This is a genomic window from Cellulophaga baltica (assembly GCF_018861125.1).
Taxonomy (GTDB): Bacteria; Bacteroidota; Bacteroidia; order Flavobacteriales; family Flavobacteriaceae; genus Cellulophaga; species Cellulophaga baltica_A.
In genome coordinates, this window is record NZ_JAHKQN010000026.1 from 52,912 (window position 1) to 69,891 (window position 16,980).

Genomic DNA, 16,980 nt, shown 5'->3' on the forward strand with positions numbered 1-16,980 from the left:
CTGTTTGCTTTTTTATAATATGGTAATCTAGACTATTTATTTAAAATCCATTCTTTAGCGTTTATAAAAGCTTGTAACCAAGGCGTAACTTCATCTTTTCTATAAGAAGGGTAGTGTGCCCAGTTCCATGGGAAAGTAGATCTTTCAATATGTGGCATAGTTACTAAGTGTCTTCCAGTTTTATCACAAAGCATAGCGGTATTAAAATCACTTCCGTTAGGGTTTGCAGGGTAACCTTCGTAGCCGTATTTAGCAACGATATTATAGTCATTTTCAGAGAGTGGTAAATTGAATTTTCCTTCACCGTGAGAAATCCAAACTCCTAGTTTTAATCCTTCTAAAGAAGAAAGCATTATAGAGTTATTTTTTTGAATTTCTACTGATGTAAAGTTACTTTCATGCTTCAATGATTCATTATGTAACATTTTGCCATGAGTATGATGTTCTGGATTAATTAAACTCAACTCCATAAACAATTGGCAACCATTACAAATACCAACAGATAGTGTATCAGGTCTTGCAAAGAAATTTTTTAAAGCAATATTCGCTTTTTCATTGTATTTAAAAGCACCAGCCCAACCTTTCGCACTTCCTAAAACATCAGAATTAGAAAAACCACCTACGGCACCAATAAACTGAATATCTTCTAAGGTTTCACGACCAGAAATTAAATCTGTCATGTGAACATCTTTTACATCAAAACCAGCTAAATACATAGCATTTGCCATTTCACGCTCAGAATTACTTCCTTTTTCTCTTAAAATAGCAGCTTTAGGTCTCGTGAATGAATTAGCAGGTAACTTACCTTCATAATTTACAGGGAAAATATAATTTAATGGCTGATTTTTGTAATTATCAAAACGGTCTTTAGCTAAATTTTTTGCTGTTTGTTTGGCATCTAATAAGTAAGAAGTTTTAAACCAAGTATCACGTAATGTGTTTACGTTTAGCCCCATTTCCATACTTCCGTTTTTAATTGATAATGTACTTTCATTAGCAACTGTACCAATTTTATGGAAATCTATTTTAGCATCACTTAAAACTTTTTCAATTGAAGCATCATGTTTTGCTTGAAAAACAATACCTGCATTTTCTGAGAACAATATTTTAATAGTGTCTTCTTCACCTAAACTAGTTAAGTTTAAGTTTGCACCTAAATCAACATCAGCAAAACACAGCTCTAGTAATGTTGTAATTAAACCGCCAGAAGCAACATCGTGCCCGGCAACAATTTCATCATTCTTAATTAAATTTTGAATTGTATTGAACGTAATTTTTAGATTCTCAGGATTATTTACAGTTGGAGCTTCATGACCAACTTTGTTTAATATTTGAGCGAATGATGAACCACCTAATTTGTAACTATCTTGTGAAAGATTAATATAATAGATAGAACCGGCATCTTTTTGTAAAACAGGTTCAACTACTTTAGTAATATCGTTACAATTACCTGCGGCAGAAATAATAACTGTGCCAGGTGATATAACATCACCATCTTTATATTTTTGCTTCATTGACAGTGAATCTTTACCAGTTGGCACATTCACGCCCAATGCAATTGAAAAATCTGAAATTGCTTCAACAGCTTCATACAAACGAGCATCTTCACCTTCGTTTTTACAAGGCCACATCCAGTTTGCAGATAATGAAATAGAAGCTAAGCCATCTTTTAAGGGTGCCCAGATAATGTTGGTTAGAGCTTCAGTAATGCTATTTTTACTACCTGCTTTTGGGTCAATTAATCCAGAAATAGGAGAGTGTCCAATAGAAGTTGCAATGCCTTCTTTTCCTTTGAAATCTAAAGCCATTACACCACAATTATTTAATGGTAATTGTAAAGGCCCTGCACATTGTTGTTTCGCAACTTTACCACCAACACAACGGTCTACTTTATTTGTTAACCAATCTTTAGATGCAACAGCCTCTAACTGTAAAACGCCATCTAAATAATCATGAAAAAACTCTAATGAATATTCTAATTCGGTATAATTTCTATCAACAGTTTTATCTGTCATTATTGTTTTTGGTGAACTACCAAACATATCTTCAAGTGCTAAATCCATTGGTTTGTCGCCGTTGGTTTTAGACTCAAAGGTAAAACGGTCGTCACCTGTAACATCACCAACTTCATACATTGGCGAACGTTCACGGTCTGCAATACGAGAAAGTAAATCAACATCTTCTTTACCAATTACAAGCCCCATACGCTCTTGAGATTCGTTGCCGATAATTTCTTTTGCAGATAATGTAGGGTCACCAACAGGAAGTTTGTCTAAATCTATTTTTCCACCAGTTTCTTCAACCAATTCCGATAAGCAATTTAAGTGTCCACCAGCACCATGATCATGAATAGAAACGATAGTATTTTTGTCGCTTTCTACCATACCACGGACAGCATTAGCGGCACGTTTTTGCATTTCAGGGTTAGAACGTTGAATCGCGTTTAATTCAATAGAAGAACTAAATTCACCAGTATCAGCACTTGAAACAGCTGCTCCACCCATACCAATACGGTAATTGTCTCCACCAAGTATAACTATTTTATCTCCAGTTTCTGGTTTTGCTTTTATAGCTTGGTCAGCTTTACCATAACCAATTCCACCAGCTTGCATAATTACTTTATCGTATGCTAATCGACGGTCATTTTCAGAATGTTCAAAAGTTAAAACAGAACCTGTAATTAAAGGTTGACCAAATTTATTTCCAAAATCAGAAGCTCCATTTGAGGCTTTGATTAAAATATCCATAGGAGTTTGGTATAACCATTTACGTTCCGGCATACCGTTCTCCCATTTTCTATCTTTTTCTAATCTAGAATACGAAGTCATGTAAACCGCTGTTCCTGCTAAGGGTAAAGAACCTTTACCACCAGCCAAACGATCTCTAATTTCACCACCTGCACCTGTTGCAGCACCATTAAAAGGCTCTACTGTTGTAGGGAAATTATGTGTTTCTGCTTTTAATGAAATAACAGAATCAAAATCTTGCTCTACATAAAAATCAGGCTTATCAGCACTTCTTGGTGCAAATTGAATCACTTTTGGCCCCTCAACAAAAGCTACATTATCTTTATATGCAGATACAATCCCGTTTGGGTTTTCTTGTGAGGTCTTTTTTATTAATTTAAAAAGAGAAGAAGGTTTTTCTTCACCATCAATTACAAAAGTACCATTGAATATTTTATGACGACAGTGTTCTGAATTTACTTGGCTGAAACCAAATACTTCAGAATCGGTTAATTTACGCCCTAATTTTTTAGATAGATTATCTAAGTACGCAACCTCTTCATCGCTTAAAGCTAAGCCTTCTTTTTGATTGTAGGTAGCTATATCGTCAATCTCAAGAATAGCTTCAGGAGTAATTTCAATAGTAAATATATCTTGATCTAAGCCATTGTATTTTTGAAATAGCATTGGATCAAAATCTTTTGCTGTTTCTGTTGAAGTGATAAACTCTTCGATTCTAATAATACCTTCAATACCCATATTCTGAGTAATTTCGGTAGCATTGGTACTCCAAGGCGTAATCATTGCGGCTCTAGGGCCAACAAAAAAGGCGTCAAGAGACGCCGTATTTATTTTAGATTGGTTGCCAAACAACCATGATAATTTTGAAATGTTATCTTCTGAAAGTTCATTTTTAGTTTGAACTGCAAAAACCTTACTGGTTATATCCCCGAAAAAGTGAATCATGAGCGGTATAAATTGTTCGTTTTTAGAAAGAACAAATTTACATCTTTTTCGCCTATCTTTTTCTTAGAATAGTTAACAGTTTTAATTCAAATTGTTGATTACTTTTTATTTTAAGCTTCTTTTTTGGCAGGAGCTACTTTCTCTAGCAATGCCATGTAAAAACCATCATAACCACTTTCAGCTGCAGAAACCTTATTTTCTTTAATTAACCTGAAGTCTTTACCCTCTTCAGAAGCTAAAAATGATTTTACTTGGTCGTTATTTTCTTGTGGTAAAATAGAACAAGTGGCATATACCATTTTTCCATTTGGTTTTAACATTCTACTATAACTACGAAGAATTTCTTGCTGTGTTGTTTTTATTTTTTCTAAAAACTCAGGTTGTAATTTCCACTTGGCATCAGGGTTTCTCCGTAAAACACCTAAACCTGTACAAGGCGCATCAATTAAAATACGATCAGCTTTACCGGCTAATTTTTTGATCACTTTAGTAGAATCAATAACTCTTGGCTCAATATTAAAAGCTCCATTACGCTTAGCTCTACGTTTAAGTTCTTTTAATTTGTTTTCGTAAATATCCATGGCAATTAATTGCCCTTTGTTTTCCATTAAAGCAGCAATGTGTAATGTTTTACCACCGGCACCTGCACAAGTATCAACAATACGTTGACCTGGTTTAATATCTAAAAACTCAGCTACTAATTGTGATGATGCATCTTGAACTTCAAAATGCCCTTTTTGAAAAGCATCTGTTCTAAAAACATTACCACGTTCAGCTAACTTTAAAGCATCTGTATATCCTTTTATAGGTTCACAATCAATACCATTTTCTAATAAATTTTTACGCAGAGCATCTTTTGTAGTTTTTAAAGTATTTACCCTTAAAATTACATCAGCTTGTTGGTTTAAAGCATTAATCTCTTTTGTCCAACGCTTTTCTCCTAATGATTTTACTCCAATTTCATCAATCCAATCAGGTATTGCTTCTTTAAATTTTCTAATCTTAGAAAGTTCATCAAATCTACCTTTAATCTTACGAGTTGGTACAGGTTCAATTTGTTTCCAATCTGGTAATTCAATTCCTCTTAAAACAGCCCAAACAGCAAATAATCTAAATAAATTTGGTCTGCTAAAAGGAGCTTTTACTTCAGCAATTTCAGTATATAATCTTTTATAACGTACAATTTCATAAGTTGTTTCTGCAATAAAACCTCTGTCTCTTGCACCCCAACGTTTATCGAACTTTAATACTTTTTGAACTACTTTGTCCGCGTATTCTTCTTCATTAAATATTAGATTCAAGGCATCAACAACTGCAAACACCAAATTTCTATGTAGTTTCATAATTCTAAAATATAAGGGTGCAAAGGTATTGTATTAGAACTTATTCCTTATATTTTTGATTGAAATTTATCGTTATGAAGTATTTATTTGTTTTTAGCTTTTTATTATTGCTTTTTTCTTGTGAAACAAAAGAAGAAAAAATCCCATTTTCAACTGTTGAAATTGAAACTATTTATGAAGATAGTCTAAGTGTAAGAGCTATTGAATTGATAGGTACTAATTTATCATTTGCAGCAAATGATGGTTTTATTGGTAATATTGATTTGAATACCAATAAAGTATATGCAACAAACCAAAAATACGACTCTATTTTTCCTGAGTTTAGAACTATTGCGCATACTACTGAAGATGTTTTTGTGCTTTCAGCAGGTAGTCCAGCATTATTATATAAAACAGGTGATAATGGAAAATTTGAATTGGTTTACAAAGAAGAAGGTGATGAGGTTTTCTATGATGCGATGACTTTTTATAATGATACAGAAGGAATAGCTATCGGCGATAGTATGAACGGTTGTATGTCAATTTTGATTACTAGAGATGGCGGGAATACATGGAACAAACAAGATTGTAGTAGCTTGCCAGAAGCAATTGATGGGGAAGGAGCATTTGCAGCAAGTAACACTAATATAAAAATAGTTGGTGATAAAACCTGGGTTGCTACGACTAACGGAACTATTCTTTATTCAAGTGATAAGGGAAAATCTTGGGAAGCGATTATGACTAATTTTATAAGTAAAAAAGCTACACAAGGTATTTATTCTATTGATTTTTATGATGAAAATTTAGGTTTTGCTATTGGTGGTGATTTCACTCAACCTGATGCTACAAAAGCTAATAAAGCAATTACTACTGATGCAGGTAAAACATGGCAATTAGTTGCAGACCAAAGTGAACCGGGTTATAAAAGTTGTGTGCAATTTGTACCAAACGATAGAGGTTTAGGTTTGGTAGCTGTAGGTTTTACAGGTATTAGTTATAGCACAGATATGGGAACAACTTGGAAACAATTATCTGATGAAGGTTTTTATACCTTACGATTCAAAAATGATTCAGTAGCGTACGCTGCTGGTAAAGGAGGGGTTTCAAAACTGACTTTTAGATAAAAAATTAGATAAAAAAAAGCCACTTTAATTACTAAAGCGGCTTTTTGTTTAAATGTTTTGTGAACTTAAAAAGTATATCTAGCGGTAAGCTGATAGTTTCTTGTTTCACCAGGTAATGCACCAGCAAACATTGCTTTTACATAATACCTTGTATTGAAAAGGTTGTCAATATTCAATCTTAAATCCCAGTTTTTTCCAATTCCATAACCTAATGCAGTATCAAAAAGCACGTAACTATCTACATGAGCACCAGTTAAGCTGTAACCATCAATAGTTCTTTCGCTTTCATAACTAACACCAAAGTTAAAGCTTAAAGGGTTTTTAGCTTTACCTAATAAGTGCTTGTACTGACTCCAGAAACGTGCGTAAGTTTTTGGCACACCTTTCGTTTGTTCTGTAGTAACCTCTTCACCTTCTAAAGTTTTTGGATCTTGAAAAGTTGCATTCGCATTAAATGACAAGAAATTAGTTAGTGAATAGTTTACATCTAATTCAATACCCTTTGTTCTATTTTCTTGATCGTAGAAATATTGAACAACATCTACATTATAACTACTAGAGTCTGGGTCATCATCATAATCATCATTTGTATATTGTAAGTTTGTTGTTGCAGTTTGGAAAAATACAAGAGAAGCTAATAAATTATTATCAGTGCTTTTGTAACGTAAGCCAAAATCAATAGATTCCGATTCAGAATCTGGTCTATCGTCTCCATCTAAAGAAGAGGTAACGCTGTAAACTGTTCTACCAACAGAGTAATTTCCGTAGACAGATAACTGATCCATTGCTCTGTAATTTAAACCTAAGTTATATGCAAAACCAGAATCATCAAAATCAATCAATTGACCGTCGTCATATAAATTCTGGTAACTTTGTTTTGTGCCTAAATATGCACCGCCAATACGTGCTGTGAATTTATTATAGTAAACAACTTCTTGAAAACCAACTCCGTAACCTTGTACCGTTTTTTCGTATTGAGATCTTAATATTGGATCATAGTCCCAAATATCACCAGTTCCCCAATTAGGATTTCTAATATCTAAAATATATGGTACAGGAGTAGTAGCTCTACTATCATCAGCATCCCAAGTGGAGTGTTGACTGTAATCAATATTTCTGTTTTCGTAATTGATACTTAATAAGTGTTCACCGCGAACTGCATTGTCAGCTCCCCAAGTTTTCTGAAAGTCACCAAAATATTGGAACATTTTTTCTTGAGCATCAACAATTCTATATTCTTGTCTTCTTGCAGCGTAAGGGTATATTACATCATCAATAATTAATGGAGAACGAGCACCATCGTGTATAATACCACTATTTTGATAGTATGAATAGTTTAAAGCACCAGTTTGTCTAACATAATCAGAGTTATATTTTCTGTATAAAAACTGATTTGTAATTGTAAATGTTTCTGATGGTTGCCAATCATGACGAAGTTTTATTCTAAACTCAGCACCTTGGTTTGGCGTAGCCAAAGGAGAAACTAATGTAGCGCCACCAATATCAAAAGGCTCGTAACCATCAGTATTTAATAATGAATTTGCTAATTCTTGTCTCTGTTCATCAGTTAATTGCTCACCAATAAAGTCGCCATTACTATCTACAGCGGTGTCATTCACTAAATTTTCCCAATCATAACCACCATCATTAGGGTCACCTAATAAATCAGTTGTTATTAATCGTACCGGATTACCAGTTGCATCAATTTGAATAGCATCTTCAATATAAGCACTTGATAAAGTAAATTGATGTTTGTCTGTTTTGTAACTTAAAGCTCCGTACGTTTCATATCTTTCAGTAGATACATCTCTGTAGCCATTTTCACGTTCACTTGCACTTACAAAACGGTAGCTTATTTTATCAGATAACGGACCTGTTAAATCTACCATCGCTCTGTAGTGATCCCATTGGCCAATTCTTGTTTCAATTACATATTGTTCAAAATCTAAAGGCTTCTTCTCAATTAAATTAATTACACCGCCAGCGGCACCCATGCCGTATAAACCAGCAGAAGGGCCCTTTAAAACTTCAATTTTTTCAATATTTGTTTGTGAACGAACAGGGTTAAATGTGTTTCCTAAACTACCACCACCATACATACCATCGTAAGCGTAGTTAGCACTCAAACCTCTAATAATTAAATTATCACCAATACCATAGTTATTACCGGCTTGTGTAACACCACTTATGTTTCTAATACTCTCTTGAATTGTACTATTAGCTTGTTGCTCTAATAAAGCTCCACTAACCACAACAATAGGAGCAGGAGTATTCATTAAGCTGATGTTTGATTTTGTTGCTGTTTTAGATTCTAAAATAATATGCTCTTTATTGACACTACCTTCAACAATAACTTCATTTAATACTTCTGAACTTTCAATAAGTTTTAGCTCTATTGTTAGCGCGTTATCAGCTTCTAAAGTTATGTTCTGTTCTGCTTTTTTGTGTGTTAATGATGAGGTTACTAATGTATAAGAACCAACAGGCACATATAAACTAAACTCTCCTTTTCTATTAGTTGAGGTACCGTACGAGGTATTTTTTAGCATAATAGAGATATTAGCTAATGGTATTCCGTCTTCGTTAGTTACAGTACCAATAATTTCATTTTTTTTAACTGAATTTTGTGCTTTTATTACATGAACTTGTGTCAGCAATAAAATAAAACAGACCAGTTTTGCAAAGTTTAAAAACTTCATTTTTTGTAATTTCATAATGCATTCTCGTTTTAGGCTTTCTTATAAAAACTGTTTCAAATAGTAAATTTTAATGTTGTCTTTTTTGTATTAAAATTTTGAAAACGGGGACAAAAGTATTACTTTATATTTATTTAGATTGATTAAAAATAATTTATTTTTCAAAAATAAATTGTGAATTTTTTAAGAATACTAATTGCTGTTTTAGGAAGTGCTTAAAACGAGTATGTTATATTTTTTCAATTAAAAATAAGGCAAAAAAAATCCGTTATAAATTGCTTTATAACGGAGCTAAAATTTAGTTTTTAATACTATTTTTTATTTTTGTCTCTGTATTGTTTTATAAGTTGGCGTTTAAAATCGTCTTCAGTACGAAGTAAAAGCAATGTTTTTTTAGCAGAGATAATAGTCTTCATTTTTTTTGTGTAAGACTCCTCTAAATCATTCTTTTCAGCTTGGTACTTCGTATACTTTTCAAGTAATTTAGTAGCATCACTATCCGAAAGGTTATCAGAATTTTTTATTTGAGAATACACTTCAGAATGCCCCAGTTTACGTAGTTTGTTTTTTTTCTCTTCAAAATCGTTATAAACAGGCCAGAACTCTTGAGCTTCTTTAGAGCTGAAATCAAGGTGTTCAGTAATGTAAGCTATTTTTAAAGCTTTTATTTTGTCTCTATCAACATCATGTTGTCCGTAGAATGTAATTGTTGCAAAAAACAAAGCAACTACAAGTACTATTTTTTTATTAGTAATCATTGGTATATAAATTAAGTTCATCAAAGGAATCCATAGATTCATCTAAATAAGTATTAATATTTTCATTATCTAATTGACTTATTAAATCGTTAATCTCTAATTCATCAATTGGTACAAGCTCAGCAATTTCATAACTGCTTAACTCTAGATCAGTATTTTCTAAATAGTTTTCAATATCAGTACTTGCTAAATCATCAAAGCTTACTGCGTTGTTACTATTATTTGTATTAGTGTTATAAAATGTTATTGCGATAAAAAGAATAAGAACAGCCGCAATTGAAGCAACGCTGTAGTAATACTTTTTATATGATTTGAGTTGTATAACCTTAGGCTCTTCTTCTTTTAGTTTTTGCTGAATACTATCGTTTAATGTATCAAAATAACCTTCAGGAACTTTAAAACCTTTGGTATCGGCTGTAGTTTCTTCTATTGATATTTGCGACATCAATTTATCCGTTAAACTATCGAAATAGTCATCTGGTGTTTTAAAACTATTAGGTTTATTTTTCATTTTCTTTTGATTTCCAATATTTTGACTATCAATTTGTTAAAAGGTTTAATTCTCTTTTAAAAACGATTCTACTTTTTTTACAGCTAAATGGTATGATGCTTTTAATGCACCAACTGAAGTTTCAAGAATATCTGATATTTCATCATATTTTAATTCTTGATAATACTTCATATTAAAAACCAGTTTTTGTTTTTCTGGTAACGTTGCAATAGCTTTTTGTAATGCAAGCTCAATTTTATCACCTTCAAAATAAACATCTGATTCTAAACTAGAAATCATTTTTTCTTGTGTTTCAGCATCGCTAATACCAAGCTTTCTACTTTTTGTTTTTAAAAAAGTTAGAGCTTCATTAGTAGCAATACGGTACATCCAAGAATATAATTTACTATCACCTTTAAAGTTTTTAATATTTTTAAAAACCTTAATAAAAGTATTTTGTAAAACGTCATCAGTATCATCATGGTTTAAAACGATGCGACGAATGTGCCAATACAATTTTTCTTTGTAGGCGTTAATTAGCATTTCAAAAGCACGAGCTTGGGTGCTTGAGGACTGCAACTGTTCAACTAAGAGTTCTTCTGATATCAAATTAATACGTCTTAATGTTCTAATAAGACTTTAAAAATAGAAAAAGGTTTAATCGCTACGACGAATTTTATAAAAAACATCGTAGCTTTTAAATTTATTATGAAGTTTTATGCCAATGACTGCATGTCAACAAGCTTTTTATAAGCGCCATTGGATGCGATAAGTTCATTATGAGAACCTTGCTCTACAATTTCTCCTTTTTGTAAAACAACAATGGTATTTGCATTTTGAATGGTGGATAAACGATGTGCAATTACAATTGAAGTTCTGTTGCGCATCATTTTTTCTAACGCATCTTGTACTAAACGTTCACTTTCAGTATCTAATGCAGAAGTTGCTTCATCAAGAATCATTATTGGAGGGTTTTTTAAAACCGCTCTCGCAATTGATAAACGTTGCTTTTGTCCGCCACTTAACTTGTTACCACTATCACCAATATTAGTGTTGTAACCATTTGGTAATTCAGAGATAAAATTATGGGCATTTGCAATTTTAGCAGCTTCAATAATTTCCTCTTCGGAAGCATCTTTTTTTCCTAATCGAATATTATTGGTTACAGAATCGTTAAATAAAATGGAATCTTGTGTAACTAGACCCAATAAACCTCTAAGAGATTTTTTTGTCATATCTTTAATATTAGTACCGTCAATGGTGATACTGCCTTCATTTACATCATAAAAACGAGTAACAAGGTTTGCAATAGTACTTTTTCCGCTACCAGACTGCCCAACTAAAGCTACGGTAGCTCCTTTTGGAACATTTAACGTAAAATCTTTTAAAACATAATCATCTTCATATTTAAACGAGATTTTTTCAAGTGTAATATTATTCTCAAAAGTATTTTTAGAAAGTGCATTTTCTTTTTCTATAATAGGACTTTCAGTTTCTAAAACTTCTAACACACGTTCTGCAGCTGCATTACCTTTCTTAACGCCATACGATGCTTTGCTAATAGCTTTAGCAGGTGTTAGTATGTTGTATGCTAACCCCATATATGCGATAAAAAGCTCAGGTTTTAAAGTTTTTTCAATTAAAACCATTTGGCCTCCAAACCATAGGATGACTCCAATTGCAGCAATGCCAAAAAATTCACTAGTAGGTGAAGCTAAGTTTTGACGATTTAATAACGTATTAGAAAAGTCATAAAAGCGTTTAGTGGAATGTTGAAATGTATTTGAAAACTTTTCTTCAGCATTAAAAGCTTTAATAACACGTAACCCACCAAGAGTTTCTTCTAAAATCGATAAAAAAGTTCCTTGCTCTTTTTGTACTTTATCTGATTTTTTCTTTAGAGATTTTCCTAATAATGAAATTAAAAATCCTGATATTGGTAAAAAAATAAATACAAAAATAGTAAGCTTGACACTTATAGAAAGCATTGCAATGATGGTAAACAAAATTGTTAGCGGTTCTCTAATTATTAACTCTAATATAGATAGAAAAGAATGTTGTATTTCTAAAACATCAGAAGTAATACGGGCAATTGTATCTCCTTTTCTTTTTTCAGAATAATAAGATAAAGGCAACTCTACAGTTTTTGCGTACAATTCATTTCGAATATCCTTTAAAACACCGTTTCTTAAGAAAGTAATAAAGTACATGGCTAAATAATTAAACAAGTTTTTAAGAAAAAACATTGAAATAACAAGTGCCACCATAAAAATCAAAGCATCATTCTCGCCTTGACCCGATTTTTGAGTTACAAAATAACTTAAGTAATCAAATATATATTCTTTAGCATTAAATACACCTTTCCAGATAGGTTGTGTATATATTGGCTCTGTTTGTTTAAAAATAACAGATAACATTGGAAACAATGATACCATTGATAGTGTAGCAAACAAAGCATAAAAAATGTTTGCGATTATATTTAAAACCGCAAACATTTTATAAGGTTTCGCAAAGCGAAGAATCTTCTTAAAATAATTCATTAACTCAATTTCAGTTCACTTAAAATACCTTCAATTTTAGTATTTAAAGTAGCATCTACATTTTTAAAATTAGCAGCGTCATCTAATGTTGTGTTTGTACTGATGTAAAACTTCACTTTTGGTTCAGTTCCACTAGGTCTTGCAGCAACACGAGTGCCATCTTCAGTTTCGTAAATTAATACATTAGATTTTGGTAAATCAATAGTTTTTTCTTCGCCAGTTATCACATTTTTGGCAATTGAAGTATTATAATCTTCAATCCACTGCACTTTTGACCCTGCAACAGACGCTACCGGATTTTCTTTAAAGTCGATAAGCATTTGCTTAATCTCTTCAGCACCAGACATTCCTTTTTTAGTAATAGAAACTAATTTTTCTTTATAAAAACCGTAAGCAGTATACGCTTCAATTAAATCTTTATAAAAAGAGCTTCCGTTAGCTTTTGCATTACTTGCAATTTCACAGGCTAAGAGGGTAGAGGTTACAGCATCTTTATCTCTTACGAAATCACCAACCATAAAACCAAAACTCTCTTCGCCACCACCAATAAATTTTTGTTCTGGGAAGTCTTTTATCATTTTACCAATCCATTTGAAACCAGTAAGAGCAGTTTTGAAATCTACACCAAAACTTTTAGCCATAGCTTCCATCATTGGGGTTGAAACTATAGTTGTAGCAATAAACTCATTACCTTTAAAACCAGCTTCTTTTTGTTGATCTAAAAGAAATTTAGTCATTAAAACCATAGTTTGGTTTCCGTTCAAAATTTCCATTTCACCATCAAGGTTACGTACAGCAATACCTAAACGGTCACTATCAGGATCCGTACCAACAACCATGTCAGCACCAATTTCTTCAGCCTTTTTAATAGCTATAGAAAGTGCTTCTGGTTCTTCAGGGTTTGGAGAAACAACGGTTGGGAAAGCTCCATCAGGTTTTGCTTGCTCTTCTATTACAGTTACATTTTTATAACCAGCACGTTTTAAAACTTCAGGAATTGCAGTTATTGAAGTACCGTGTAATGATGTAAATACAATTTTAAAATCATCTTTACCTTTAGCGTTAAAACTACCTTTTTCTACAGATTCAGATATAAAAGCTTCGTCAACTTCTTTGTCAATCAACTCAATTAAGCTTTCGTCAGCATCAAATTTAATATCTTCAAAAGCAAGAGAATTAATTTCTGCGACAATTTTACCATCTTGTGGTGGCACTATTTGTCCGCCATCGGCCCAATAAACTTTATACCCATTATATTCTGGTGGGTTATGAGAAGCTGTTAAAACAATACCTGCGTGGCAATTTAAATGTCTTACAGCAAAAGATAATTCAGGTGTAGTTCTTAATTCTGAGAATAAAAATACTTTAATTCCGTTAGCGGAAAATACTTCTGCTACAGTTTTGGCAAGGGTATCACTATTATGACGACAATCATAAGCAATAACAACTTTTATTTCTTCATTTTTATACGTTTCTTTTAAAAAGTTACTAAGCCCCTGTGTACTTTTTCCTAATGTATACTTATTAATTCTATTAGTACCCGCACCCATAACACCACGCATACCACCAGTACCAAATTCCATGTTTTTGTAAAAACGGTCTTTTAGTTCTTCAGTGTTGTTGTCTATTAAATCTTGTACTTCTTTTCTAACATCAGCGTCAAAAAAATCAGTTAACCAGGTTTTAGCAGTGTTTAATATGTTTTCCATAAATTCGACTTTAAAAAAGTTAGGGTTAAATTATATAGTATATTGTTCTTTTATTATTGTATTATTTACTTCTTCAATAATTTTATATTGTGTTTCATTTTTTCGTGAGCGTACCATTATTTCGCCTAGAAAACCAGCTAAAAATAATTGCGAACCCATAATCATTGAAGTCAAAGCTATAAAAAATTGAGGTCTATCTGTAATTAATCTACCAGTTTCGTTTATCAAAAGTTTGTCTATGCCAAGGTATATCGCAAAGCTAAAACCTACGATAAACATTACAACACCTAGAGCTCCAAATAAATGCATTGGTCGTTTTCCAAATTTAGATACGAACCAAATGGTAATTAAATCTAAAAAGCCATTAATAAAGCGTTCCATGCCAAATTTTGTGCTACCAAATTTTCTAGCTTGGTGCTTAACAACTTTCTCTCCAATATTAGAAAAACCAGCATTTTTAGCTAAAACAGGAATGTAACGGTGCATTTCACCAGAAACCTCTATGTTTTTTACTACTTTTTTGTTGTACGCTTTTAGTCCGCAATTAAAATCATGAAGTTTTACTCCTGAAGTCTTACGTGCCGCCCAATTAAAAAGCTTAGAAGGCATGTTTTTGCTAATGATAGAGTCGTATCTTTTTTTCTTCCAACCTGAAACTAGATCTAGACCTTCAGTTTGTATAAGGTCAAATAGTTCAGGAATTTCTTCGGGATTATCTTGAAGGTCAGCATCCATAGTGATGATTACATCGCCATTAGCAGCTTTAAAACCAGCATGTAAAGCTTGTGATTTTCCAAAATTTTTCAAAAACCGAAGACCTTTTACATTGGGGTTTACTGAAGATAGTTCTGATATTTTCAACCATGAATCGTCGGTACTACCATCATCTATAAATAGGATTTCATAGCTGTATTTATTAGCTTCCATTACAGAAACTATCCAATTATGAAGCTCGTTTAATGATTCTTCTTCGTTAAGAAGGGGTATTACAATTGATAAATTCATGTACTATAACTGATAATAGTAACAAAAGTACGGATTAATTAATTTCTTCTGTTCTTTTTAAGATAAGAGCTGTGATTAAAGCAGTAATGAATCCAAGAAATAGGTTGAAAAGTAATATTATTGGGTAAGTAATCCAATACATTTTACTTTGCATAGCTACAGTATCATTTATTTGTTCGGCTGTCATTTGTGGATACTTGGTTTGCATTGCAATTTTATTGTATGCTGTAGAAGTTTCCCAAAAATCAGGAACTATAAATGTTGTTAATACATATGTTAATAGTATAGTTAAGATACCTGCAAATAGTGAAACAAAAATACCAACAACTATACCTTGTTTTATTGTAAGAAAACCATTGTTCTGTTTTCTGAAGTTATAGATAGCCAGTGCTACAATGCCGACTAATATAAAAATACCGACTAATGTTTTACCAATAGATTGCTCATATAGCATATTTGCATACAAAAGCATGAGAGTAAAAATAAAGCCGATGATTGATGCCGTTGCTCCGTAAACAATTCCGAAATTTAATGCCTTAGGTTCTTTAGTTTTCATTTTTTAAGAATTTTTGGTTGCAACAAATTAGTATTCTTATTTAAATATTTGTTACATAAAAAAGGTAGCTTTATTTTTTGTTTCTCAAAATACTACCGACAATAAAAGATATTAAAATTCCGATTACTGAAAATTTAATAATGCTTGTAAATATGCTAAATATGGCATTTGTTTTTTGTGTGCCACTACCATCATTCATCATTTTTTCTACATCTTCACCTTTGCCATATAAGTTAGCCCATTCAATGGCAACGTTTTTTTGAAACTCACCATCAATAAATGTATCATATATATATGACTCAATTGCGAATAAAGATCCAACAATAACCATAAACATAACACCAACTACCAGTGCTTCTCTAAGGTTTATTAAATTACCTTGTCTTTTTTTATAGCCAGCAATAAGGTAAATAATGGCAAGTACTTCTAATACAAAAGCTATTAAAAAAGTAGCGTAGTACATTTTAGCGCCTACTTGAGCTAATTTTGAAATTATATCAAGAATTATTCTACCTAAACTAAAGAGTAAAGCTATCGGAAGAACAAATTTTTTAATTGAATTTGATGAATTATCGGTCAATTTATCTTTAATTTTGAAGTTTAGATTACAAAAATAACCTTTATTATACAGTATGTTTGGGGCAAAATGCATTTTTTGTTTTATTTTTTGCAAATATTAATTGTTAGTATCAGAAAAAAACTTAAATTTGCACCTCTAAAAATAGAAGTTACAAATTTTTTTACAGATGAAAAAAGATATACACCCACAGAATTATAGATTAGTTGCATTTAAAGACATGTCTAATGAAGATGTTTTTATTACTAAGTCTACTGCCAATACAAAGGAAACGTTAGAAGTTGAAGGTGTTGAATATCCTTTGATTAAGTTAGAAATTTCTAGAACTTCTCACCCTTTTTACACAGGTAAAGCTAAATTAGTTGATACGGCTGGTCGTATTGATAAATTTAAGAACAAATACAAGAAGTTCGATAAAAAATAAATATTTGCTATTTTTAGCAATAAAGTCACGTTCTGAAGTTATTCGGAGCGTGACTTTTTTTATTTTTGCACTAAAATATTAACCACA

Annotated in this window: 13 protein-coding genes; 2 read left to right on the plus strand and 11 right to left on the minus strand. The window is 32.0% G+C overall.

Translation table 11 applies throughout. The annotated features are described in order from the left end of the window. Positions 1 to 32: 32 nt before the first annotated feature. Positions 33 to 3,692 carry a phosphoribosylformylglycinamidine synthase gene (gene purL, locus KO500_RS13115; protein ID WP_215957008.1) on the minus strand — a complete coding sequence of 1,220 codons (3,660 nt, stop codon included), beginning with the start codon at positions 3,690 to 3,692 and terminating at the stop codon, positions 33 to 35. A gap of 110 nt (positions 3,693 to 3,802) precedes the next feature. Then, positions 3,803 to 5,035: an RsmB/NOP family class I SAM-dependent RNA methyltransferase gene (locus KO500_RS13120; protein ID WP_215957009.1), complete on the minus strand. Its 1,233-nt coding sequence runs from the start codon at positions 5,033 to 5,035 to the stop codon at positions 3,803 to 3,805. A 74-nt stretch (positions 5,036 to 5,109) separates the two neighbouring features. Between KO500_RS13120 and KO500_RS13125 the strand changes: the two genes are divergently transcribed. Further along, a complete protein-coding gene (locus KO500_RS13125; protein ID WP_215957010.1) occupies positions 5,110 to 6,138 on the plus strand; it encodes a WD40/YVTN/BNR-like repeat-containing protein in 1,029 nt (342 codons plus the stop codon). A 65-nt stretch (positions 6,139 to 6,203) separates the two neighbouring features. Here the strand turns inward: KO500_RS13125 and KO500_RS13130 are convergent, their stop codons facing one another. The 9 genes from KO500_RS13130 to KO500_RS13170 form a co-directional block, all read right to left on the minus strand. Continuing rightward, positions 6,204 to 8,852, minus strand: a complete 2,649-nt coding sequence (locus KO500_RS13130; protein WP_215957011.1) for a TonB-dependent receptor — start codon at positions 8,850 to 8,852, stop codon at positions 6,204 to 6,206. Between the two features lie 293 nt (positions 8,853 to 9,145). Next, complete coding sequence (locus KO500_RS13135) at positions 9,146 to 9,592, minus strand: hypothetical protein (protein WP_215957012.1); 447 nt, start codon at positions 9,590 to 9,592, stop codon at positions 9,146 to 9,148. Beyond that, positions 9,582 to 10,103: a hypothetical protein gene (locus KO500_RS13140; RefSeq protein ID WP_215957013.1), complete on the minus strand. Its 522-nt coding sequence runs from the start codon at positions 10,101 to 10,103 to the stop codon at positions 9,582 to 9,584. The genes KO500_RS13135 and KO500_RS13140 overlap by 11 nt, the downstream gene beginning before the upstream one ends. A 45-nt stretch (positions 10,104 to 10,148) precedes the next feature. Further along, positions 10,149 to 10,691, minus strand: a complete 543-nt coding sequence (locus KO500_RS13145) for an RNA polymerase sigma factor (RefSeq protein WP_215957014.1) — start codon at positions 10,689 to 10,691, stop codon at positions 10,149 to 10,151. Between the two features lie 107 nt (positions 10,692 to 10,798). Then, complete coding sequence (locus KO500_RS13150) at positions 10,799 to 12,622, minus strand: ABC transporter ATP-binding protein (protein ID WP_215957015.1); 1,824 nt, start codon at positions 12,620 to 12,622, stop codon at positions 10,799 to 10,801. Next, positions 12,622 to 14,331 (minus strand): phospho-sugar mutase, encoded by a 1,710-nt coding sequence (locus KO500_RS13155; RefSeq protein ID WP_215957016.1) that lies wholly within the window; start codon positions 14,329 to 14,331, stop codon positions 12,622 to 12,624. Before KO500_RS13155 ends, KO500_RS13150 begins: the two co-directional genes overlap by 1 nt. A gap of 30 nt (positions 14,332 to 14,361) precedes the next feature. After that, positions 14,362 to 15,336, minus strand: a complete 975-nt coding sequence (locus KO500_RS13160; protein WP_215957017.1) for a glycosyltransferase family 2 protein — start codon at positions 15,334 to 15,336, stop codon at positions 14,362 to 14,364. Positions 15,337 to 15,370: 34 nt separating this feature from the next. Then, positions 15,371 to 15,892 (minus strand): DUF4199 domain-containing protein, encoded by a 522-nt coding sequence (locus tag KO500_RS13165; protein ID WP_215957018.1) that lies wholly within the window; start codon positions 15,890 to 15,892, stop codon positions 15,371 to 15,373. Positions 15,893 to 15,962: 70 nt separating this feature from the next. Further along, entirely contained in the window at positions 15,963 to 16,472 is a 510-nt protein-coding gene (locus KO500_RS13170) for a DUF4199 domain-containing protein (protein ID WP_215957019.1), read from the minus strand. A 166-nt stretch (positions 16,473 to 16,638) separates the two neighbouring features. Here KO500_RS13170 and KO500_RS13175 point away from each other — a divergent pair, with 166 nt between their 5' ends. Next, the gene (locus tag KO500_RS13175) at positions 16,639 to 16,893 is read left to right on the plus strand and encodes a type B 50S ribosomal protein L31 (RefSeq protein ID WP_215957020.1); all 255 of its coding nucleotides are present in this window, start codon (positions 16,639 to 16,641) and stop codon (positions 16,891 to 16,893) included. The last annotated feature ends 87 nt before the right edge of the window (positions 16,894 to 16,980 follow it).